Annotated in this window: 19 protein-coding genes; 7 read left to right on the top strand and 12 right to left on the bottom strand. The window is 63.8% G+C overall.

Annotation, left to right across the window (positions count from 1 at the left end; all coding sequences use genetic code 11):
• Positions 1–14: 14 nt before the first annotated feature.
• The 7 genes from CPA56_RS06495 to CPA56_RS06465 form a co-directional block, all read right to left on the bottom strand.
• Positions 15–1,448: an NADH-quinone oxidoreductase subunit D-related protein gene (locus CPA56_RS06495; protein ID WP_182041189.1), complete on the bottom strand. Its 1,434-nt coding sequence runs from the start codon at positions 1,446–1,448 to the stop codon at positions 15–17.
• Between the two features lie 5 nt (positions 1,449–1,453).
• Complete coding sequence (locus CPA56_RS06490; RefSeq protein WP_182041188.1) at positions 1,454–2,647, bottom strand: hypothetical protein; 1,194 nt, start codon at positions 2,645–2,647, stop codon at positions 1,454–1,456.
• Between the two features lie 5 nt (positions 2,648–2,652).
• A complete protein-coding gene (locus CPA56_RS06485) occupies positions 2,653–3,186 on the bottom strand; it encodes a hypothetical protein (RefSeq protein WP_182041187.1) in 534 nt (177 codons plus the stop codon).
• Positions 3,183–4,055 (bottom strand): hypothetical protein, encoded by an 873-nt coding sequence (locus CPA56_RS06480; RefSeq protein ID WP_182041186.1) that lies wholly within the window; start codon positions 4,053–4,055, stop codon positions 3,183–3,185. Before CPA56_RS06480 ends, CPA56_RS06485 begins: the two co-directional genes overlap by 4 nt.
• Positions 4,052–5,377 carry a hypothetical protein gene (locus tag CPA56_RS06475; protein ID WP_182041185.1) on the bottom strand — a complete coding sequence of 442 codons (1,326 nt, stop codon included), beginning with the start codon at positions 5,375–5,377 and terminating at the stop codon, positions 4,052–4,054. Before CPA56_RS06475 ends, CPA56_RS06480 begins: the two co-directional genes overlap by 4 nt.
• Before the next feature lie 8 nt (positions 5,378–5,385).
• Positions 5,386–5,883 carry a DNA polymerase III subunit chi gene (locus CPA56_RS06470; RefSeq protein WP_182041184.1) on the bottom strand — a complete coding sequence of 166 codons (498 nt, stop codon included), beginning with the start codon at positions 5,881–5,883 and terminating at the stop codon, positions 5,386–5,388.
• Positions 5,884–5,971: 88 nt separating this feature from the next.
• Complete coding sequence (locus CPA56_RS06465) at positions 5,972–7,483, bottom strand: leucyl aminopeptidase (RefSeq protein WP_182041183.1); 1,512 nt, start codon at positions 7,481–7,483, stop codon at positions 5,972–5,974.
• Between the two features lie 236 nt (positions 7,484–7,719).
• Here CPA56_RS06465 and CPA56_RS06460 point away from each other — a divergent pair, with 236 nt between their 5' ends.
• The 7 genes from CPA56_RS06460 to rsmA are packed head-to-tail and all read left to right on the top strand — an operon-like array spanning position 7,720 to position 16,644.
• Positions 7,720–8,511 carry a 3'(2'),5'-bisphosphate nucleotidase CysQ family protein gene (locus CPA56_RS06460; RefSeq protein WP_182041182.1) on the top strand — a complete coding sequence of 264 codons (792 nt, stop codon included), beginning with the start codon at positions 7,720–7,722 and terminating at the stop codon, positions 8,509–8,511.
• 54 nt (positions 8,512–8,565) lie between these two features.
• On the top strand, positions 8,566–9,615 hold the full coding sequence (locus CPA56_RS06455; protein ID WP_182041181.1) for an L-threonylcarbamoyladenylate synthase: 1,050 nt from the start codon (positions 8,566–8,568) through the stop codon (positions 9,613–9,615).
• A 1-nt stretch (position 9,616) separates the two neighbouring features.
• On the top strand, positions 9,617–10,798 hold the full coding sequence (locus CPA56_RS06450; protein WP_182041180.1) for an LptF/LptG family permease: 1,182 nt from the start codon (positions 9,617–9,619) through the stop codon (positions 10,796–10,798).
• Positions 10,799–10,813: 15 nt separating this feature from the next.
• Positions 10,814–11,938, top strand: a complete 1,125-nt coding sequence (gene lptG, locus CPA56_RS06445) for an LPS export ABC transporter permease LptG (RefSeq protein ID WP_182041179.1) — start codon at positions 10,814–10,816, stop codon at positions 11,936–11,938.
• A complete protein-coding gene (locus CPA56_RS06440; RefSeq protein WP_229707458.1) occupies positions 11,938–14,382 on the top strand; it encodes an LPS-assembly protein LptD in 2,445 nt (814 codons plus the stop codon). Before lptG ends, CPA56_RS06440 begins: the two co-directional genes overlap by 1 nt.
• A 7-nt stretch (positions 14,383–14,389) precedes the next feature.
• Complete coding sequence (locus CPA56_RS06435) at positions 14,390–15,802, top strand: peptidylprolyl isomerase (RefSeq protein ID WP_229707456.1); 1,413 nt, start codon at positions 14,390–14,392, stop codon at positions 15,800–15,802.
• A complete protein-coding gene (gene rsmA / locus CPA56_RS06430; protein WP_182041178.1) occupies positions 15,799–16,644 on the top strand; it encodes a 16S rRNA (adenine(1518)-N(6)/adenine(1519)-N(6))-dimethyltransferase RsmA in 846 nt (281 codons plus the stop codon). The genes CPA56_RS06435 and rsmA overlap by 4 nt, the downstream gene beginning before the upstream one ends.
• 41 nt (positions 16,645–16,685) lie before the next feature.
• Here the strand turns inward: rsmA and CPA56_RS06425 are convergent, their stop codons facing one another.
• The 5 genes from CPA56_RS06425 to rpoD all read right to left on the bottom strand — a co-directional run bounded on the left by CPA56_RS06425 (position 16,686) and on the right by rpoD (position 21,667).
• Positions 16,686–17,927, bottom strand: a complete 1,242-nt coding sequence (locus CPA56_RS06425; RefSeq protein ID WP_182041177.1) for an SAM-dependent methyltransferase — start codon at positions 17,925–17,927, stop codon at positions 16,686–16,688.
• A gap of 230 nt (positions 17,928–18,157) precedes the next feature.
• Positions 18,158–18,778, bottom strand: coding sequence for a 50S ribosomal protein L9 (gene rplI, locus CPA56_RS06420; protein WP_182041176.1), 621 nt, complete (start codon positions 18,776–18,778; stop codon positions 18,158–18,160).
• A 10-nt stretch (positions 18,779–18,788) separates the two neighbouring features.
• Positions 18,789–19,073: a 30S ribosomal protein S18 gene (rpsR, locus tag CPA56_RS06415; RefSeq protein ID WP_077396275.1), complete on the bottom strand. Its 285-nt coding sequence runs from the start codon at positions 19,071–19,073 to the stop codon at positions 18,789–18,791.
• A gap of 6 nt (positions 19,074–19,079) precedes the next feature.
• Positions 19,080–19,532 (bottom strand): 30S ribosomal protein S6, encoded by a 453-nt coding sequence (rpsF, locus tag CPA56_RS06410; RefSeq protein WP_182041175.1) that lies wholly within the window; start codon positions 19,530–19,532, stop codon positions 19,080–19,082.
• 191 nt (positions 19,533–19,723) lie between these two features.
• Positions 19,724–21,667, bottom strand: coding sequence for an RNA polymerase sigma factor RpoD (gene rpoD, locus CPA56_RS06405; protein ID WP_182041174.1), 1,944 nt, complete (start codon positions 21,665–21,667; stop codon positions 19,724–19,726).
• Positions 21,668–21,771 lie beyond the last annotated feature (104 nt).

The raw sequence follows: 21,771 nt of genomic DNA, 5'->3' as shown, positions 1-21,771 counted from the left end.
TCAGGCAGGCCGCCTCACAAGGCAGCTCCGGCAGGAGACAGGCCTAGGGAGGCCAGCGCAAGATCGAGCTGCTCCGGCTCGTGCCCTTCCAGCACGGTTCCCAGCACTGCCAGAAGAGGCAGGACCGGGTCCCTTATCTGCACGCTGGCCAGCCGCCCTTCCTTCAGCACGACATGGTACCAGACATCCCCCCGTGCGCCTTCCGCCACGCCCAGCCCCTCATCCGTGCGAGGAAGAGGCTGCCATTCACTTTCCTGCCCATGATCGGCTGTCATGCAGTCCAGAAGTCTCAGGGATTCCTCGATCTCGGCCAGACGCTGCCGGTTGCGTGCCCAGGCATCACCTTCATGACGTCCCGCCCCCCCCATCGCCTGCGGACGGACACCCTCATCCATGTACCGCATATCCAGATACCGCCCGCTGGCCCGGCCGGTCACCCCACCCAGCGCATGGTCCCACGCCATTTCCGTCGGAACGGTCGCCAGCCCCTTCAGGCGTCCGTCAAACAGGCGGGCAAGCGGCCTGATCTGCTCCAGCCGTGGAGACATCTCCTGGATCACCGCCCGGGCAAAAGGAATCATGGCCTCCACGCCACTTCCTCCCAGACGGATGCTACCTGTCAGGCGTCGTGACAGGCCATGCCCGGCACAAAGGCTGGCAAGATGCTCGCGGGCATGATCGCACAGGCTGGCCACAAGACCGGCTCCGGCGTGATGGGCCGTCCGTGCCAGATCGAACAGATGCAGCCCCATCCTTTCCACTTCCAGAAGGATCAGCCGTCTGTCCCGCTCCTTCGGATCGACACGGCGGCTCTCCGCCTGCTCCAGTGCCCGGAGGAAGGCCAGCGGATGGGACACGAACCCCCCAGCGGAAATCCTGCCCACGAGCGGCATCGCCTCCTCCGGCGTCAGCCCGATCAGACGGGACAGCACCCCCCGATGGCCTGCGGCAATCTGCACCTCCACCTGCTGCATCACGCCATCGGCCAGCACATAATCGACACCCAGCAGCCCCGGTACGGATGTCCGTGACGGTTCAATCCGGCATCCCGGAAGGGGCTGTCCGCCCCCCTCCCCAACGGGCAGGGGACGGGACGACAGAGGAGCCGTGAGGGACCAGCTGCCATCATCCACCGCAGGGCTGTCATCAAGTGCGGACCAGGCCTCCACACCCCAGAGGTCCCGGGCAATGCGCTCGCCCCACTGTGCCGCCGGGAAATGGGGCGACACCGCCTGATAATGCCCCTGCTCCACCGCCGTGCTCAGCAGGAGGGGCTGTTCTCCCTCCAGCAGGAACAGGGCCGTGGCCCATTCCTCATCCGCCCAGAAGGCCAGAAAGGTCATCATCCGGGCATTCTGCCGCAGGAGACGCTGCCAGCCTTCCGCCGTCACACGGTAGTGGAACAGCCCGACACGCTCGCCTTCAAACGGCACGGCTCCGTTCATCATGGGCGTCATCCTTTCAGTACAGGCGAGGCCAGCAGTGCAACAGCCAGCAATCCAAGCAGCCCCAGCAGGAACAGGAGTCCCCGCATCATCCATCCGCCCCGCTGCCAGACCAGCAGAAGACTCTGCGGCAGGGTCCCAAGTCCCAGACGCCAGAAGCCCAGCATCATGCAGACCAGCAGGGCCGCCAGCGCACCCCGCCCCAGCAGCGGGGCCAGCACGACCAGCATGACCATGATGACCGGCAGGACCATCTGCATGGGCAGCAGGACAAGCCCGGCAGGCAGGGCCGTCTGTCCCGTCGGCAGCAGACCCTTGCACCCCAGACGCAGGGCAGCCGCCAGCAGGGCGGCCACATAGAGCAGCAGCAGGCACAGCATCTGCCCTGTCCCTGCGGCCAGCAGCCCCAGCCCCGTCAGCCAGGGCAACAGCGGCAGGGTGCCCGTCCGCCCCAGCAGCAGGCTGGCCAGGGCCAGCAGACCGGCAACAACCATCAGAAGCTGCGTGAAAGGCGTGACCGCCAGCAGCGGCATGAGGAACAGCGGCACGAAACGCAGGCCGACATCCAGCAGGGCCAGCTCCGCACGGCTGGACATGACGCTGCCCAGTCCCGCCATCATGCACAGCCCGGTCAAGGCCAGAACCTGCCCGACCTGCGTCGCACTCTCGCTGCTGGAAAAAACATCCCCGCCCTGCATCACGGCCATCCCCAGCCCGGCAAGCATCAGGCCGCTCAGCCGCAGGCGCACCATGTCCCAGGCAGGCATGGCCCGCCTGGTGGCCCGCCCGTCCCACCAGGCCAGCAGGACGGTTCCAGCTCCATCAAAAAACAGGGCCGCCAGGGGAGGCCGCAGCAGCAGCCCCATGAACACGCAGCCCGTGACCAGAAAAGGCAGATAGGCTTCCATCCCCTCCCTGAAGGACGTTCCGTCCCGAACGGGGGCATGATCCTTCCAGAGGGTGAAGAGCAGGACAGGCACGCAGGCTTCCATGAGCAGGCAGACAGCCTGCCCCCACGTCATGCCGGAAGAACAGCCCAGCAGGGCCAGCACGCTCAGCCCCAGCCCCAGCCGGGCCATGCGCCCCGCCTGGGCGGGCCGCCGTGAGGCCCAGAGCACCCACACCACCAGAAAGGGCCAGCAGAACAGCCCGAACAGCACGGGCGATGCGAACAGACCGGAAGTGAACGAAACTGCCGCCAACGCCATCATTCATCACCCACATGCAGCCAGGCCAGCCGGGGCAGCAGCACCAGTGCCAGAGACACCATCACGGCCCACAAGGCCACCGCCGTGACGAACAGCCCCCATGACGGGAGGATGGCCGCCATGACCATCAGCCCGTCCACGGCCATGACCAGCCCGCAGAACTGCGCCAGAGGTACCCCGCAGGCGGCCGAACAGAGACCCGCCAGAACCAGCCCGATCCCGAAGGTCGGCACCAGCCCCAGCCCGGCTCCAAAAAACGCCAGGACAAACTGGAGCAGCAGGGTCATCACCACGGGCATCATCCCCCGCCCCCCGGCGGAAGGCACACCCTGCCCGACCGCAAAATGTCGGACCAGCCCCCAGAGTAGAAGGCTGGACACCGGCAGCAGCAACGCACACAGGACAGCCAGAACACCCGTCCCTGACGTGGCGGCAATGGCCGCACAGAACAGGCCGTAAAGCGGCAGCCAGCGGCCGTCACGCCCCAGTGTCAGCAGAAGCAGCACGAGCGCACAGGCAAACCCGGTCATCATACGGCAAACCTCCCTGCAAGGGCCATCAGTCCGGCCAGGCCCAGCAGGAGGGCCACGAACCGTCCGTTCCGGCTCATGCCTGTCATCCGGCCCAGAGCGACCAGCAGGCTTCCCCCGCCAAACCTCACCATGAGACCGACCACACCGGCCGGTCCCTCCAGCCCGAACAGCACGGGCAGGAGCAGGTCCCCCAGCAGCAGTGCCCAGGCAACCCGATAGATGGCCACGATCACCTGCCTCTGGTCCCTGGCCACACGGCTGGCACGCTGTCCCCGGCCCACCATCTCATCCGCCAGGGAATCTGCTCCCGGCAGGGAGGCCGTCAGGGCCAGGGCCACGGCACAGCAGAGAGACGTTCCCGCAAGGCTGGAACCGGGAGCCGCAAGGAGCAGACGCTGCACGCCCTGCAAACCCGTCACGCCCGGGGCAGCCAGCACGAGGAAACATTCGGTCAGGCACAGGGTGGCGCAGCAGCGGCCATGTGCCGACCAGAGACGTCCCGGCACCGCCCAGACGGCTCCCACCAGCAGGATTCCGCCCATCAGCAGCGGGTCCGCCAGCCAGGCCCCCATCAGGCTTCCCACCTCCGGCATGACGAGAGACAGCCCGGCAAGACACAGCATGGCCAGAAAACCGAGGGCCAGCATCAGCCCGTCCTCCACCGGCAGCCCATGGCGCAGGAGCAGCCGCCAGAAGGTGGCGAACCTTGCATACCGCTCCCGCAGCGGAGCCACGGCCCGCCCGGACAGCAGGGCCGGAACGTCCTCCGCTAGCCAGAACATCACGGGGAGGAGAAGAAAAAGCACGCCACACTGGAGGCCAAGCTCCAGCACCACACGAAACACGGACAGCAGCACGGACCCCATCATTGAGCCAGCCCCATCACGACCAGCACGCTTCCCAGAAACACGAGCCAGAACACGGCCCCCAGCTCCTGCGCCGGAAGCAGCGACAGAAGTTCCGTGACCGAAAGACGGACACTCAGGACCTGCCTCCTGCCCCGCATCATCAGCCGTTTCAGGCTGTGCGGACAGGCAGGTGCCGACTGCATGTAAGCCCGCAGGGCCGCCAGTTCCTCCCGCTCTTCTCCCGAAAGGGAACCACCTTCCAGTTCTTCCTTCCTGCGCCGGGAAAGCCAGAACCAGGCCGGGAGCATCACGCCCCAGAGCAATGGCAGGGCCATCATGCTGCCATCCCCACCCGGCAGACGGCAGAGCCAGCCCACCCAGCCCGCTCCCTGCCCGGCCAGCCAGCCAGATACCATGCCACAGGCAGAAGGCAGACTCACGGCCAGACACAGGCCCCAGACCCGGTCTCTCCTACGCCCCTCCCGCAGGACTTCCGCCATCTGGCCAAGCACCAGAACGCCATCACCCAGTGAAAGACCCATGATCCCCACGCCAAGCAGACAGCCCATGACCGTCCAGCCCTCCGTGCTGCTGCTCAGTCCCAGTGACGCATGAAGCCCCACCCACCCCACGACAAAACCCGGCAGGGGCGGTGCAGGCAGCATCAAAAGGGCGGCCCGGGGCCAGATGACGGCCAGACACTGGCAGGCAAGGTCAAGCAGCAGGGCAAAAAGCGCACCGGCCACGCCCAGCTCCATCCCCTGCTGACGGGACACTTCCATGACGCCAAGCAGCAGGACAGGCCGCAGAAGGCGGCAGTACCGGTACAGGAACATCCGGTCGGACCACATCCCGGCCAGAAGGCACAGACCGACCAGCCCGGTGGCACCCAGCATCCAGCCGAGAGGATGCAGGACCGCCATCCCGTGTCCCAGACCCAGCATCAGGATGAGGGCCACCAGACGGGCCACCTCATGGTCGTCTGCCGCCCGGCCTGCCGCCCAGAAACAGGTGGCCATCACGCCGAGGCCACCGGCATCCGCCGGGAAAAGGCCGTACCCGACAAGGGCAGGAACACCCCAGACAGGCCGGAAGGCCAGCCCCCCACCCAGCAGGATGAACGACACGGCCACGAGACAGGCTGCCGCCCCAGCATGGTCACCGGCCACCAAAGCCAGCATGGCAAGCATCATGCCCGCCATGTGGCATCCGCCCCGCCGCCAGAGGCCCAGCGGCACGGACTGCCAGAGGCCACGGACAAAGACACGGACAGACCGCTCACCACAGAGCAGCACGGCCAGCAGGACCAGCAGGCAGGCCATGAAAGGATCATGGAATGGCATGTCTGTCCTTACCCTGCCCTTTTCCAGCCTCTGGCTTCCTGCTTCCAGTATGCCATGCTGTATCCGGCCTGTTTCATCCCTTTCCAGCGCAGACGGGCCTGCTGGACCGCAGCCTCGTCATGACCGTCAAAAAGGTCGAAAATTCTCCTGAAACCCGTCAGGTCTCCGTCCCAGGCTCCGTTGATGCGGAAGAGGAAGGCTCCTCCGTTGGGGCACTCGTCATCATCCGTCAGCCAGACAGGCTGGCGGGCGGCCTGCCCCGTGCTCCGGCTGCCATGAGGGAGCCAGACACCGGCGGGAGTCGCCCACAGGGCATCATCCAGGGTCTTCACCTGCTCCGCATCCCGACAGCGGATGACAGCCCGCTCGCCAGCATCCAGCGTCCGCTCCAGCAGGGCGGGCAGGGCGTCCTCAAGAGAGGTCCGTGTGAGGTGATAGAACCCCACCTGAACCTCCCGTGGCTGATGGGCCACCGTCCTGACCTCTCCGTCAGCCTGCTCCTGCATGACACGCCTCTTCCCTGAAAGGTGCCCTCCGCCACCCGCCCTGCGGCGGCACGGATGGCACCCGGTCTGACCGGTCCATCCTCATGCCTCAGTGATGGACCGCCCCGTCCTGATACAGGCGGACGAATCCGTCCAGCAGACGCACGCCAAAACCGCTGGCCCCCTTGGGCGTGAGAGCCGTCGCCTTCTCGGCCCAGGCGGTTCCGGCGATGTCCAGATGTGCCCAAGGCGTATCCCCCACGAAACGTCTGAGGAACTCCGCCGCCAGAATGGAGCTGCCCGGCCTGCCACCGATGTTTTTCATGTCAGCAATGTCAGAATCAATGCGGCGGTTGTAGGCGGCTCCCATCGGCATACGCCACAGGGCTTCCCCGCTCTCCTCACCTGCCCGTGTCAGGGCGGCGGCGAGCCGGTCGTCATTGCTGAACAGCCCGGCATAGTCGCTCCCCAGGGCCACGACGATGGCCCCCGTCAGCGTGGCCAGATTGACCATCAGGGCAGGTTCGAACGTCTCCCGGGTATAGGACAGGAGGTCCGCCAGAACGAGACGCCCTTCGGCATCCGTGTTCAGGACCTCGATGGTCTGGCCGCTATGGCTCTTCACGATGTCCCCCGGACGCTGGGCGGTCCCGGAGACCATGTTCTCCACAAGGCCGACAACACCCACGGCATTGACCGGTGCCCGACGGCGGGCCAGTGCACTCATCACACCGACGACGGCAGCGGCCCCGCCCATGTCCATCTTCATCTCGTCCATGCCCGCAGCAGGCTTGATGGAGATGCCCCCAGAATCAAATGTCACGCCCTTGCCGATGAAGGCCAGCGGCGCACGATCGGACCCGGCATCACCCCGGTGACGCATGATGACGGTGAAAGGCGGCTTCTCGCTGCCCTGCGCCACGCCCAGCAGGGCACCAAAGCCCAGCTCGTCCATCCGGGCACGGTCCAGCACCTCGACCTCCAGCCCCAGGGATTCAAGCTCCCGTATCCGCCGGGTGAACTCCTCCGGGAACAGGACATTGGCAGGCTCATTGACAAGGTCTCGTGTCAGGAAGACGCTGGCACCCAGCCCTTCCAGCTCCTGCCAGACTGTCCGGGCCTCCTCCACCTGTCCGGTCTCCGGCAGCACGACATGAAGGGTCTTCAGGGTGGAAGGCCTGGCGGTGACGGTCTTGTAGCGGTCGAAATGATAGCTCCCCAGACGGGCACCTAGGGCAATCTCTGCCGCCAGCGGGGCCTGATCTGCTTCCAGAAGGAGCAGGGCCTCGGAAATCTTCGCACCACCGGCCTTCAGCAGCTTCACGGCCTCACCGCCAGCCTGACGGGCCGCCGCACCGGCACCCTGCGGCTCATCATCGGCGGGCGCACAGCCCAGAAGGTGGAACTGCGCCACATGATCCGCCGGAGCCGTCAGGCTGACGGCCTGCCCGGAACGGCCCGTGAACTCCCGCAGGGCAACGGCACGGGACAGGGCACCCCCCAGAGCCTCGTCATGCTGGCGGAACACCGCCCCCTGCGCAAACGCCTCCCCATGACAGAACAGTATGGCGGAAGTGCCGGCCTTCAGGGAGCCGTCCGTACCGAAGGAAATATCAATCATAGCAAACCTGTTTCATCTCGGGAGCGGAAACCCACGCCACCTGATGGCAGCGTGAATCGCCCGCCCTCATCATGAGGGGATTGTCCCGCCTTATGGCCCAATGAAGGCCATCAGGCCAGCCTCACATGACCAGTGACAGGTCGATGACGGCCTGAGGGTGCCCCTTTTCAGTCCGGCCAGCATAACAGAGAAAAGGAGAAGTGACGAACGGTCCGTAATGCGGTAGCCTTGGCGGCATGACTGCCTCTCCCGACACGCCCCCGCACGACCACGACCTGCTGACACTGGCACTGGACATCGTCACCGAAGCCGCAGAGATCGTGCGGAACATCCGCAGCCGTGGTTTCGAGACCAGGATCAAGGCCGATTCTTCCCCGGTCACGGAAGCGGACAAGGCCTCGGAGACACACATCCTCGCCCGCCTGCGGGAATCCTGCCCGGACATTCCCGCCATTGCGGAGGAAGAACATGCCGACGGCATCCATGTTCCTGCCGGAGACAGCTACTGGCTGATCGACCCGCTGGACGGTACCCGAGGCTTTGCGGCGGGCGGAGACGACTTCACCATCAACATCGGCCTCATCCGCCAGAACCGGCCCGTCCTGGGGGCCGTGGCCCTGCCCGCCCAGCAGGGCGTCTATGGCGGGGGAACCGGGCAGGGAGCCTTCCAGCTGATCGACGGGCAGCGGCACCCCATCAGGACGGCCTCGCCGGATCGGGACGGCCTGCGGGTCATGACCTCCTCTCACCACACCTCCGAGGAGCTGCTCCAGAAATGGCTGGCCGGTCGGCATGTCCGGTCCGTCACCCGCATGGGGTCTGCCGCCAAGATCATCCTCATCGCCGAGGGCCGGGCCGATTTCTACCCCCGCTTCGGCCCGACCATGGAATGGGACACCGCCGCCCCGCAGGCCATTCTGGAAGCCGCAGGCGGCCATCTCCTGGACGAGCACGGCCATGCCCTCCGCTATGGCAAGAAGGGCTGGCTCAATCCGCCCTTCTTCTGCACGGGCTATCCCCACGGTTGACCCCTGCCCTCCATTCCGCCACTCCATCCTTTCCTGACCCGGTACCATCACGTCATGCCCCATTCCGCTCCTCCTCATCGTACAGAACGGCTTGATCAGGACCATGACGGAATCAGGAGGGCCGCGCGCCTCCTCCGGCAGGGCGGGCTGGTCGCCTTCGGGACGGAGACGGTCTACGGGCTTGGAGGACTGGCCACCTCCCTGAAGACGGTGGAACACATCTTCAGGGCCAAGGGACGACCTTCCTTCAACCCTCTCATCAGTCACTTTGCCTCGGCCGAGGCCGCCTTCGCCGAGGCTGACATGGCCATTCCCCTGCACGACATGGCATGGGAGCTGGCCCGGCGTTTCTGGCCCGGTCCGCTGACGCTCATCCTGCCCCGCCGGACCGGAAGCCGCCTCTGCGAGGCCGTCACCGCCGGGCTGGACACACTGGCCGTGCGTGTCCCCAAAGGCCGTGCGGTGGAGGAGCTGCTCCGCCTGACCGACCAGCCCGTTGCGGCCCCTTCCGCCAACCGCTCCGGCAGGGTCAGCCCCTCCACGGCCCGCCATGTGCTGGACGAGCTTGATGGCCGGATTGATGCCGTGCTGGATACCGGCCCCTGCCCCGTCGGGCTGGAAAGCACGGTTCTGGACCTCACCGGCTCCCAGCCCGTTCTCCGCCGTCCCGGTGGCGTGACGCTGGAAGAACTTCAGGAGACATGCGGCCCCGTGACCGTGGCTGGGCACGACGGCACGGGCGGCTCCATCTCCCGTCCCAACGCTCCGGGGCAGCTGACCTCCCATTATGCACCCTCCCTGCCCGTGCGGCTGGAAGCGACAGACCTCAAGCCGCACGAGGCCTTCCTGACCTTCGGAGCACGGCAGGCGGAAGGTGCCAGTCCGGCCCTCAGCCTTGACCTCAGCCCCGACGGAAATCTGGAGGAAGCCGCCCGCCGTCTCTTTGCCGCCCTCCGCCAGCTGGACCACACCGCCGCACGCCACGGCCTGACCGGCATTGCCGTGGCCCCCCTGCCGGAGAACGGGCTGGGCCGTGCCCTCAGGGACCGGCTGGAGCGGGCTGCGGCTCCCCGACCGGCCGAACCGGCTCCCCCCTCAGCCTGACATGGCCCGACAGCGACCGGAGACCGCCGGACACCCCGCCAGCCCCCATGACCTTCTCCCGCTTCGGGACCGCTACATCCTCCATCACCTTCTTGTCGGGCTGGGTGTCCTGACGGGCGGCGCGACGGCCCTGATCTGGCTGACACAGTCCCTTCATTTCATCGGCCTGATCGTCCAGCATGGCCTGTCCCTGCTAGCCTTCCTTCACCTGACCCTGCTGATGCTGCCCTCCTTCGTCAGTGTCATCCTGCCGGTCACGTGCTTCCTCGTCATCCTGTGGCTCTACCAGCGGCTGGCCGGGGACCGGGAACTGACCATCCTTCAGGCCATCGGGCTGTCTCCCCTGCGTCTGGCCCGCCCCGGGCTGATCTGTGCCGGTCTCGCCACACTTGCCGGGTACGGGCTGAGCCTGTGGGCAGCCCCCCTCGCCTACCACCACTTCCACCGTTATGAGCTGGAAATCCGCAACCGGGCGGCGGCCTTCCTTCTGGAAGAAGGCGTCTTCACACCCGTCTCAAAGACCATGACCGTCTATGTCCGGGAACGCCACAGTGATGACAGTTTTGGCGGCATCATGATCGAAGACAGCCGGGTCCCGGACAGCCCCGTCACCATCCTGGCCGAGGACGGCCTGACGGAACCTCGTGGCGACATGCTGCGCCTGATCCTGCACAATGGCTCCCGCCAGACCCTCAACCGCCGCACCGGCGAGCTGAGCACGCTTCTCTTCCAGCTTGAGACGCTTGATTTCGGCTCACCCCACGACCAGAACCTCAGCCCCGACGTCGCCGAGCTGACCATGCCGCAGCTCTTCCACCCACAGGGCGACCTCTCTCCCCATGCCCGAAACAAGCTGCTCATCGAGGGCTGGACACGCCTCACCGGTCCGCTGGCCTGTCTTTCCTACGGAATGATCGGGCTGCTCTGCGTCCTGCGGGGCCGCTTCAGCCGACACGGCAACATAATCCGGCCCACGGCCGCCGTGCTGGGTGTCGTCGGACTGATGATCCTGTCCCTGATGCTCAAGAATCTGGCGGAACGGAACCCCGCCCTCGTTCCCCTTCTGTGGCTGAACGTCCTGCTACCCATCATCGTGGGGGCCACCCTCTTCCTGCGGGATGCAACCCGCCAGTACAGGCTGGCCTCCGTTCCCCTGCCGTCCCGCCTTCCCCCGGCCCAGTAAGGGAGCCTGCCCCAGATGGTCCATTCCGGTTTCTCCCTCACCCTCGCCCGCTATGCAGGACGCAGGTTCACCCTGACGACCTTCCTGACCCTGCTGGCCCTGACCGGACTGATCTCCCTCTTCGACTTCATAGACCTGCTGCGCCGTGCCGCCGCCCATCCCGAGACGGGTCTTGCCCATGTGCTGGAGATCACGGCCCTGCATGTCCCCTATTATGTAATCTACATCCTACCCTTTGCCGTGCTGCTGGGAGGCGTGATCTGCTTCTCCCGTCTTGCCCGATCCTCGGAACTGGTGGTGACCCGTGCGGCGGGCATCTCCGCCTGGCAGGTGCTCGTCAGCCCCTGCCTCTGTGCCGCCCTGATGGGCATGACCGTCAGCACCGGCCTCTCCCCGCTTTCCTCCTTCTGCTACAGGCAGGCCGTGCAGATGGACAGGACATGGCTTCAGGGCAGGCACACCCCGGATGACACCAGCTTCTCCGATCTCTGGATCAGGGATGTGGGACAGACCCCCTCCGGCCATGGTGGAGACACCATCCTTCATCTCGGGTCACTCCGGCAGCAGGGAACCACCCTGAAGGGACAGGACATTACCATCTTCCAGCTGGATGGCAGCATGGCCCTCCTCCGTCGGATGGAGGCCCGCACCGGCGTGCTGTCCGGCAGAGTCTGGAGACTCCGTGACGTTCTCATCCTTTCCGGCGGCCGCCATCCATACCGGCAGGACGAGCTGTGCCTGCCCTCCGAATTTACTACGGAAACCTTAAGGATGCGTACCCTGCCAGCTGACACGCTGTCCTTCTGGGCCCTGCCGGGGGTGATTAAACTGTTGCGTCATTCCGGTTTTTCCACGATACCTTATCGTCTCCACTTTCAGGGGCTATTGGCCCTTCCTATGCTTGCCGTCACCATGACGCTCGTTTCTGCCGGTTTTTCCATGCGCCCTGCCGGGCGTGGCGGCATCATGCGCATGTTGGCCGTTGGTGTCACCGCTGGCTTCGCCCTCTTTGCGGTCTCCAAGATAGCCGAGCAGCTGGGAAAGTCTGGAGCTCTGCCCCCGTTCCCTGCTGCCTGGGGACCGGCGGGTGCCGGTTTGTGTCTTGCCGCAGCATTGCTGCTGCATTTGGAGGATGGCTGATGCCACTGTCTGATGACTTTCCATTCCGCATTGGAAAGCCCCGGTCACTGCTTAGCCAGGCCCTTGCAGGGAGTGCTCTGGGGGCCTTGCTTCAGGTCATTCCTGCCTCGGCTCACACTCCCGCCCCCACGCAGCCTTCCAGCCAGACCGACACGGACAGCAGCCCCGCCCGGATGGACTCCCCGGCCCGGGTGTCGGCCCCGCAGCGTGTCCGCACCCTGCCACCCAGCACGAAATCCGCCCCCACGACGGATGGAGGCGGCACGTCCAGCTCTGAACCGGTGACCTATCTGGCCGACCATGAAAGCTACGACAAGACCGGTCTCCTCGTCCTTGAAGGCAACGTGCGGCTCTGGCAGGGAGAGCAGGCCCTGAGGGCCGACACGGTCACCTATGACAGGGCGGCCGGGGTCATCCGGGCCATCCACCACGTGGCCCTGACACAGCCCAACGGCACCGTCGCCTATGCGGACCAGGTCGAGCTGTCGCACGGCATGAAGGATGCCGTCAGCTCCGCCCTTTATGTCCGCATGCAGAATGAGGCCAAGGTCTCCAGCAGCGGGATGCGGCGCAGCAACGAGCGTGTGACCGACTTCGCCAATCCCATCTACACGGCCTGCCCTGTCTGTGCGGCCCATCCTGACCATGCCCCCTTCTGGGAACTCCGGGCGCATGGCATGACGCAGGACAAGGACAACCAGAACCTGGAGTTTGACCGGGCCTGGCTGCGTGTCCTTGGCGTCCCCGTCTTCTATTTCCCCTACCTGCCGGTCACGGACCCCAGCTCGAAACGCCACAGCGGGCTGCTGAACTTCAACCTGGAACCGCATGACCATTATCTCGGCACGGTTTTCAGCGTCCCCTATTACTGGGTGATCGACGGCCATCAGGACGCCACCTTCACGCCGCTGGTCTCCACCAAGTCCGGCCCGCAGCTTTCCACGATCTACCGCAACCGTCTCAATAACGGCTACATCCGGTTCGAGGGCGGTGTGGCGGACGACACGCTGCGCAACCAGCCATTCTACAACGCCTTTGGCGAGCTTGGTAATGGTGGCAAGGAGCATGGTGCCCAAGCCTACATAGCCAGCCGTGGCGAGTTCAACCTCTCCCCGCACTGGCGGGTGGGCTTCAATGCCAACCGGGCCACGTCCGCCAACTACATGCGTGACTACAGCCTGCCCGGCTACGGCAACGACACACTCAACTCCAACGCCTATCTGGAGGGCTTTGGTGTCGGTTCCTACCTGCGGCTGGATACGCAGGTCTATCAGGGGCTGAACCAGGGCATCATCAACAACAGGGACCTTCCCTATTCCCTGCCCCGCTTCACCTACGAGTTCCAGGGAGAGCCGGACCGGCTCGGCGGGCGGCTGAGTGTCCACACGACCGACTTCGTCATTCTCCGCAAACATGGTGCCAATGACCAGCGTGGTGAGCTGGCCATGCAGTGGGACCGCCCCTGGACCAACAGCTGGGGCCAGCAGTGGGTCCTGACCGCCCGGTTCGACTCCATGCTCTATCACTCCACCCGCCTGCACGAGCAGCCTCTCTATGAGGAATCAGGCTCCCATCTGAGAGGACAGGTGCAGCCCACGGTGGCCGTCAAGATGAGCTGGCCCTTCCTCCGCACCTTTGCCAAGGGACACGGCTCCCAGACCCTTGAACCGATCGTGCAGCTGATCGCCGCCCCCAACACCGGCAATGCCATGCACCGGCAGCTGCCCAACGAGGACAGCTTCGCCTACGAATTCAACGACACGACCCTCTTCGCCCTCAACCGCTACATGGGGACGGACCGTCTGGATGGTGGCCTGAGGGCCAATGTGGGTATCCATCAGAACTGGAGCTGGAACGGCCATTCCATCGACATGCTGATCGGCGAGAGCTTCATCGAGCATCCCAACAAGGGCGGCCCGGCCTACATGGCCTATTCCGGCGTCAACCATACATTTTCCGACCCTGTGGGCCGCATCACGATGACGCCGTCACGCTATTTCGACCTGACGGCCCGGGGACGTTTCAACCCCTACAACAGGAGCTTTGATTACGGGGAAGGCCTCGTCTCCGCCGGTCTGCCCTTCTTCCGCATGATGGCCGGCTATGTCTATGAACCCATAACCTCCTACTACTATTACTACACGCCCCGCATCACCGAACTGGCGAACCCCAACGTCCTCAGAAACCCCTATCTCAGCAAGACGAGCGAGATCAGCGGTGGCGTCACCGGCCGCTGGAAACACTTTCACTTCTCCTATTATACGAGGCGCAGTCTCTCCCGTAAGGAATTTGTGGCGAACGGAGGGGCAATCGGTTACTCTAATGACTGTCTTACATTGAACATCTATATTTCCCGTCAGAATACCCGCATCGGTGGACGGCGTCCTAAACCGAATGTCGGCTTCAGCCTTTCACTCAACTCTCTCGGTACGTTCGGAAACTGACCTGACCATGTCCTTCTACTCACGTCTCTCTCGCTCTGCCTTACTGCCTCTGACAGCCTGCGCTGCCCTGATGGCTGGTGGGACTGCCGTAGCCAGACACCATGGGCAGCAGGCTCCGGCTCCAAAGGGGCAGACAACCGACAGTGCCACGCCGCCAGCCTCTGCCGGGACGGACTCACCCTCCGCCCTGACCGAGGACCAGATTATTGCGATCGTGAACGGGCAGATACTGACCCAGCGTGACGTGGAGGACAGGGCACGGCTCTTCGTCGTTTCCACGGGGCTGCCCCTCAGCCCCGAGATCATGGCCCGCATGCGCAGCCAGCTCATCAACCAGCTGATTGATGAACGGCTGAAGATGCAGGAAATTCTCGGCCGTCACATTAACGTGGAACCGGAACAGATTGCCGAGGCCATCCACAACATCGAGGCCCGCAACGGGATGCCGGAAAACGCCCTACGGAACCGCCTGAAGGCTGACGGCATTTCCCTGACGACCCTGATCGACCAGCTGCGTGTCCAGATCGGCTGGATGCAGGTCCTCCGTGAGGACCTTGGTGTCCGCAGCCGTGTGACGCCTCTCCAGATCACCCAGCGTGAACAGGCCCTCCAGGCCGAAGCGGGACGCCCACAGTATTTCATCAGCGAAATCTTCATTCCCGTGGTCGATCCCCGCCATGACGAGGCCGAGCTGGCCTTCGTGAAGACCATCATCACCCAGCTCCGCAACGGAGCCCCCTTCCCCATCGTGGCGGCCCAGTTCTCACAGGACCAGTCCGCCCTTCAGGGTGGCTCCCGTGGCTGGATGCAGGAAGACAACATCGAACCGGAAGTCCTTCCCATCGTCAAGAAGATGCCGGAAAACGCCATCTCCAATCCGATCAAGGTGCCCGGGGGCTATGAGATCATCACCGTCCATGCCCGCCGGACCATCGGCAAGCAGATGGGCACGCTGCTCAGCATGAGACAGGCCTTCTTCCCCTTCAACGCCCCCCTGAATCCGGCCCAGCCGACAGACCAGCAGAAGCTCTCCCTCCAGAAGGCCCTCCATGCGTCCCAGACCATCCGAAGCTGCAACGAGATGGAAGCCCTGAACAACTCTCTGGGCAACAGCCGCCCGAGCAACCCGGGCCTCCAGATCGCCGAACGCCTTGCCCCGCAGATGAAGCAGGTCGTGGACAAGATCCCCACAGGCCACGTCTCCCGCCCTCTGGTCGCCCCGGACGGGATCGCCCTGCTCATGGTCTGCTCCCGTGAGCAGCGCAATCTGGCACAGCAGAGTCCCGGCCAGATCGCCGACCAGCTGATGAACGAGCGTGTCGAGCAGGCTTCCCAGCAGCTCCAGCGGTCCCTGCGCCGTCACGCCATCATCAAGATACGTCCCGCCGCCAAGACCGTGCTGTCCTCGTCTCACGGATGAGCACGGACACGACCCTGCCTCCGCTGCCCTCCCTGAAGGACAGCATCCGGGCACACGGGCTGGATGCCCTGAAGACTCTGGGGCAGCACTTCCTGCTGGACCCGACCCTCTGCATGAGAATTGCCGCTCTGGGGGGCAATCTCGCCGACTGCCATGTGGTTGAAATTGGCCCCGGCCCGGGGGGACTGACCCGTGCGCTGCTACAGTCCGGTGCAAGAACGGTCCATGCCGTCGAAATTGACAGACGGGCCTGGCCCCTGCTGGAAGAGCTTCAGGCCCATTACCCAGATCAGCTCCATATTGTCCGACAGGATGCACTGAAACTTGACGCTGCCCGGCTGACACCTGCCCCCCGGCAGATCATCGCCAACCTGCCTTACAATGTAGCCACGCCCCTGCTCGTGGACTGGCTGAGACAGGCCGGGGAATGGTCCCGCATGGCCCTGATGTTCCAGAAAGAAGTGGCTGAGCGGGTCTGCGCCGCCCCCGGGACATCCGCCTACGGACGGCTGGCCGTCCTGTCGCAATGGTGTGCCGACTGCTCCATCGCCCTGACCCTGCCACCGGGGGCCTTCTCACCACCGCCCAAGGTCCATTCGGCCGTGGCCCTCATCATTCCCCATCCCGAGCAGCCGTCACCGGCCCTGTTCAGGGCCATGGAACAGGTCACGGCAGCCGCCTTCGGGCAACGGCGCAAGATGCTGCGGGCTGCGCTGAAGCCCATCAAGGGAACCGTACTGCTGGAAGAAACCGGCATCGACCCGACCAGACGGGCAGAAACCCTCTCGATCGCCGAGTTTGATAACCTCGCCCGCTGCCACCTCCGGCAACAGTCATCCTGAAAAAAAGCCCCTCATGAGAAATCATGAGGGGCTTGTCATCTTCACGACGCCTGCTTTGCCTCATCCTTCGCACGCTGGGCATTTTCAGCCTCGAACATGTAATCCCGGGTCAGCGGGACGGCTTCAATACCACGGGTGATCTGAAGCTGAAAATTCATGTGTCCCTGAATACGAAAGGCCAGCTCACTGGCCAGCAGATAAAGCTCGAACATCCGCACGAAACGGTCATCATACAGGGCACGTATCTTTTCCCTGTTGGTATCAAAACGCCTGCGCCAGTGGGCCAGCGTCTTGGCATAGTGCAGACGCCATATCTCACAGTCTGTCAGCCACAGCCCTGTCTGCTCCAGAGCAGACAGCGTCTCGCTCAGGGCCGGTGAATACCCGCCGGGGAAGATGTATTTGGAAATCCACGGATTGGTCATTCCCGGCCCGTCCATACGACCAATGGAGTGGATGACCGCAACCCCATCCGGTTTCAGAAGCCGCTTCAGGTGATTGAAGTATGTCTCATACTGCCGCACCCCGACATGTTCAAACATGCCGACGGAAACGATGCGGTCAAACTGCCTCTCCAGTGTCCGATAGTCGAGCAGCTCAAACGAGACGAGATGATCCAGCCCCTCGTCTCTGGCCCGCCGGCGGGCCACCTGAAGCTGCTCGACGGACAGGGTGATCCCCGTCACCTTCGCACCGTGATCACGGGCCAGCGTCAGGGCCATGCCGCCCCAGCCGCACCCGATGTCGAGCACCTCCAGCCCCGGACGGTCCAGATTCAGCTTGGCGGCGATGTGACGCTTCTTGGCGACCTGGGCCTCATCAAGCGACATGTCATCATGTTCGAAATAGGCGCAGGAATATTGCCGGTCCCTGTCCAGAAACAGCTCATACAGGCTGCCATTGAGGTCGTAATGATGGGCCACGTTACTGCGGGACCGCCTGAGAGAGTTCAGGGGGCGCAGCACACGGCTGACATAGCGCAGCCTGCCGCTGATGTCCTCACTTAGCAGGCCGCCACGCTCCACATTGGGGATGACAACCCACAGCACATCCTCCAGAGAGCAGTCTTCGGGCACGACCGTGCCATTCATGTACTCCTCACCGAAGGCGAGGGCAGGTTTGAGGGCCAGTGCCCTCTCGGCCGCCGGTGTCAGAATCCGCAGGGCAGCCTCACGCCCCGGCTTCTCTCCCTGATACTGCCGTGTCGTGCCATCGCTGTAAGTGACGGTCAGACTGCCAAAGTAAATGAACCGCCTTAACAGGGCATCGAGAACCGATTTCATGCGTTATTCCATCCTGATTCGGAATGAAACAGGCCTGCTACCAGCAACCTCCTGTTTCAGCTGACCTTTCAGACTTTGGCATAGTCCACGAATATAACAAGCCCTCTAAAAGTTAAGAAAAAACGGAGCCTGCTGCTCCAGTATCCTGCCCCCAGGACATGAAAAAACCCGGCAGGACATGCCTGCCGGGTTCTTCCATCGGAACTGCGTCCGGACGGGGTGATCCAGGATCAGCCCTCGTGACCGGCACCTTCGGCCACTTCGCCCTCAGCTGCCAGAGCGGCAGCCTCGGCAGCCGCTTCTTCAGCAGCCTGCTCGGCATGAAGCTCACCGAGGATGTTGTCCTCTTCCTCTTCCTGGCCGACCACTTCGCCACGGGCCTGACGCTCGGCTTCTTCCTCAGAACGGGCCACGTTGACCGTAATCTGAATGGAAACTTCCGGGTGCAGGATGACGCGGGCTTCCGTCAGGCCAAGGACCTTGATCGGCTCGTCCAGCACGACCTGCTGACGGGCAACCGTCAGACCGGCAGCCGTGGCGGCAGCAGCGATGTCACGAGGCGTCACGGAGCCATAGAGGCTGCCGCTGTCACCAGCCTGACGGATCAGCGTCACGCTCAGGCCATGCATACGCTCGGAGAGACGCTCGGCCTCTTCACGCTTGCGGATGTTCAGGGCTTCCAGCTGGGCACGCTCATTGTCAAAGCGGGCACGGTTTGCCGCCGTGGCACGCAGGGCCTTGCCCTTGGGCAGCAGGAAATTGCGGGCATACCCCGGCTTGACACGGACGATGTCGCCCATCTGGCCAAGGTTTTCCACGCGCTGAAGCAGAATCAGTGATGTCTGGGACATGTCGTGCTCCTCAGTTTACAACGTAAGGGAGCAGGGCGAGGAAGCGGGCGCGCTTGATCGCCTGCGCCAGTTCACGCTGCTTTTTGGCCGACACTGCCGTGATGCGGCTGGGAACGATCTTGCCACGCTCGGACAGGAAGCGGCTCAGAAGGCGCACATCCTTGTAGTCGATCTTCGGAGCGTTCGCACCGGAGAACGGGCAGGACTTCCGACGGCGATAGAAGGGACGGCGTGCCCCGACGGCCAGACGGCGGGAAGCAGGGCTGACGGCCGGTGTCGTGTTTGTGTCTGACATGGTTTCTTACTCCGCTGCAGCCGCGTTGTGATCGCGCGTCTCTGAGGAATCGTTATGGCGACGGCCACCACGGCCACTCTCATAACGCCCGCCGCTACGGGAAGCACCACCACGGGACCCACGGTCACCACGATCGTCCTTGCGGGACAGGATCGGAGACGGTGTCTCGTCAATCTCGTCAACACGGAGCGTCAGCAGGCGCAGCACGTCATCATGCAGGCCCATCTGGCGGCTCATCTCGTTCATGGCCTCGACCGGGGCTTCGATCCCCAGCAGGACATAGTGACCCTTGCGGTTCTTCTTGATGCGGTATGCGAGGGTACGCAGGCCCCAGAACTCACGCTTGCGGATGGTGCCACCATGCTCGCCAAGAATTCCGGAGATGCTCTCGACCAGGGCTTCAACCTGAGCCTGAGAGACATCATTACGTGCAATCAGCACGGTCTCATAAAGTGGCATGAAAACTCCCTTCGGATGAGGTCAACCCGGACCAGCCCAGTGCTGGCCTGAACACATGCCCCATGAGGGGAATGCCGGGTATAGCCGTTGCGCCGCCATAGCGCACGGCAGGGAAAGCGTCCTTCAAGCACGAAAATGGCCCGAAAGCAAGGAAAACCGGCAGGGGTCGAGGCCCTTACCGGCAGACCGGATCAGTCATCAAGGAAGGAGCGCAGCTTGCGGCTGCGGCTCGGATGCTTGAGCTTGCGCAGGGCCTTGGCCTCGATCTGACGGATACGCTCACGGGTCACGTTGAACTGCTGGCCGACCTCCTCCAGCGTGTGGTCGGTGTTCATGCCGATGCCGAAGCGCATGCGCAGCACACGCTCCTCACGGGGCGTCAGGGATGCCAGAACACGGGTCGTCGCCTCACGCAGATTCGTCTGGATGGCGGCATCCAGCGGGATGACGGCGGTCTTGTCCTCGATGAAGTCCCCGAGATGACTGTCTTCCTCGTCACCGATCGGCGTCTCAAGGGAGATCGGCTCCTTGGCGATCTTGAGGACCTTGCGGACCTTCTCCAGCGGCATACCCAGCTTCTCGGCCAGTTCCTCCGGTGCCGGCTCACGACCGATCTCATGCAGCATCTGCCGGGACGTCCGCACCAGCTTGTTGATCGTCTCGATCATGTGCACGGGAATACGGATCGTCTTGGCCTGATCGGCGATGGAGCGGGTGATGGCCTGACGTATCCACCATGTCGCATAGGTGGAGAACTTGTACCCACGGCGATATTCGAACTTGTCCACCGCCTTCATCAGACCAATGTTGCCTTCCTGGATCAGGTCGAGGAACTGGAGGCCACGGTTCGTATATTTCTTGGCAATGGAGATCACCAGCCGCAGGTTGGCCTCGATCATCTCCTTCTTCGCCCGGGTGGAATCACGCTCCCCACGGGAGATGGTCTGATAGACAAGGCGGAACTCGTCCACCGGCAGGCCGGTCTCCTTGGCAAGGGTCGCCACCTCGTCCCGCATCTTCTCAAGGGCGGGCAGGTGCCTGCTTGTCAGGGTCTTCCACCCCTTGCCGGGAAGCTGGCAGATGCCCTCGATCCAGTCCGGTGCCAGCTCATGATGGCGGTACCGGTCCATGAAATCCTCACGGGGAATCTTGCACTTCTCGGCCAGACGGAGCATCCGCCCCTCAACCGCATTGAGCTTCTGCACATGCGCCTTCAGGGACTGCACCAGCTCCTCGATGCGGTTGTTGTGCAGGTGCATCCGCTCGACGAGGGCAACCAGCTCCGTCCGCAGTTTGTTGTATTTCTTCTCGTCCGTATCGGATGCCTCACGCCCTTCCATCAGGATCTTCAGACGATGGCTCTGCATCTTGATGAGCTTCTGATAGAGCGGCTCGAAAGCCTCGAAAAGCAGCATGATGTCGGGGCGGAGCTTCTCCTCCAGCGCAGAGAGGGACAGGCCGCTGCCCTCGCCACCATTGCCCTCGCCCTCGCTGTCCTCGGTCTCGTCATCCGGTTCGTTTTCGTCCTCGGATGTTAGGTTTTCCATCTCTTCAGGTGATTCCGGGTCGCTCTGGCTGGCCTCCAGATCGATCACCTCACGCAGCAGCAGCGTCTCGTTCTTGAGCTGCTCATACCACCCCAGAATGGACTGGAAGGTCAGCGGGCTGCGGCACAGCCCCCCGATCATCTCGCCCCGCCCGGCCTCGATGCGCTTGGCAATGGCGATCTCACCCTCACGGGAGAGCAGCTCCACCGCTCCCATCTCACGGAGATACATGCGGACGGGATCATCCGTACGGCTGGCAGCAACGGCGTCGATGTTCCCGCCGTTGTTGTCATCCTCGGAGGCGTCCTCACTGCTGGCACGACTGTCACCGCCAGCCTCTTCCTCCTCCTTGTCCGCACTCTCGACGACCTGAATGCCCATCTCGGAGAGGGCCGCCATGACATCCTCGATCTGCTCGGAGGACATCTTGTCCTGCGGGAGGATGGCATTCAGCTCATCAAACGTGATGTGACCGGCAGACCGCCCCTTGGCAATCAGCTTCTTGACGGCCGAGGACTGCACGTCAAGCGGAGAGCTGTCCTGCTCTGGTGCATTACGGTCTGATCCAGAGGCTGATTTTGTGGCCATGCGTCTCTCCGTCAACTTTACTCGAAAGCCAGTAGTGGGGCAGCTTGGAATTGGTTAATCCCGCCCTCCAAGTCAAGGACCGCCACACCAGAAACTTGCGATTC

This window comes from Bombella mellum (assembly GCF_014048465.1).
GTDB classification, from domain to species: domain Bacteria; phylum Pseudomonadota; class Alphaproteobacteria; order Acetobacterales; family Acetobacteraceae; genus Bombella; species Bombella mellum.
The sequence above is the reverse complement of the archived record's forward strand: the minus strand, read 5'-3'. Positions and strand labels throughout refer to the sequence as shown.

Bases quoted from the DNA above. Each gene is read 5' to 3' on its own strand.
- CPA56_RS06495 (WP_182041189.1), bottom strand. From the start codon at position 1,448: ATGATGAACGGAGCCGTGCCGTTTGAAGGCGAGCGTGTCGGGCTGTTC.
- CPA56_RS06485 (WP_182041187.1), bottom strand. From the start codon at position 3,186: ATGATGACCGGGTTTGCCTGTGCGCTCGTGCTGCTTCTGCTGACACTG.
- CPA56_RS06480 (WP_182041186.1), bottom strand. From the start codon at position 4,055: ATGATGGGGTCCGTGCTGCTGTCCGTGTTTCGTGTGGTGCTGGAGCTT.
- CPA56_RS06475 (WP_182041185.1), bottom strand. From the start codon at position 5,377: ATGCCATTCCATGATCCTTTCATGGCCTGCCTGCTGGTCCTGCTGGCC.
- CPA56_RS06470 (WP_182041184.1), bottom strand. From the start codon at position 5,883: ATGCAGGAGCAGGCTGACGGAGAGGTCAGGACGGTGGCCCATCAGCCA.
- CPA56_RS06465 (WP_182041183.1), bottom strand. From the start codon at position 7,483: ATGATTGATATTTCCTTCGGTACGGACGGCTCCCTGAAGGCCGGCACT.
- CPA56_RS06460 (WP_182041182.1), top strand. From the start codon at position 7,720: ATGACTGCCTCTCCCGACACGCCCCCGCACGACCACGACCTGCTGACA.
- CPA56_RS06455 (WP_182041181.1), top strand. From the start codon at position 8,566: ATGCCCCATTCCGCTCCTCCTCATCGTACAGAACGGCTTGATCAGGAC.
- CPA56_RS06450 (WP_182041180.1), top strand. From the start codon at position 9,617: ATGGCCCGACAGCGACCGGAGACCGCCGGACACCCCGCCAGCCCCCAT.
- lptG (WP_182041179.1), top strand. From the start codon at position 10,814: ATGGTCCATTCCGGTTTCTCCCTCACCCTCGCCCGCTATGCAGGACGC.
- CPA56_RS06440 (WP_229707458.1), top strand. From the start codon at position 11,938: ATGCCACTGTCTGATGACTTTCCATTCCGCATTGGAAAGCCCCGGTCA.
- CPA56_RS06435 (WP_229707456.1), top strand. From the start codon at position 14,390: ATGTCCTTCTACTCACGTCTCTCTCGCTCTGCCTTACTGCCTCTGACA.
- rsmA (WP_182041178.1), top strand. From the start codon at position 15,799: ATGAGCACGGACACGACCCTGCCTCCGCTGCCCTCCCTGAAGGACAGC.
- CPA56_RS06425 (WP_182041177.1), bottom strand. From the start codon at position 17,927: ATGAAATCGGTTCTCGATGCCCTGTTAAGGCGGTTCATTTACTTTGGC.
- rplI (WP_182041176.1), bottom strand. From the start codon at position 18,778: ATGTCCCAGACATCACTGATTCTGCTTCAGCGCGTGGAAAACCTTGGC.
- rpsR (WP_077396275.1), bottom strand. From the start codon at position 19,073: ATGTCAGACACAAACACGACACCGGCCGTCAGCCCTGCTTCCCGCCGT.
- rpsF (WP_182041175.1), bottom strand. From the start codon at position 19,532: ATGCCACTTTATGAGACCGTGCTGATTGCACGTAATGATGTCTCTCAG.
- rpoD (WP_182041174.1), bottom strand. From the start codon at position 21,667: ATGGCCACAAAATCAGCCTCTGGATCAGACCGTAATGCACCAGAGCAG.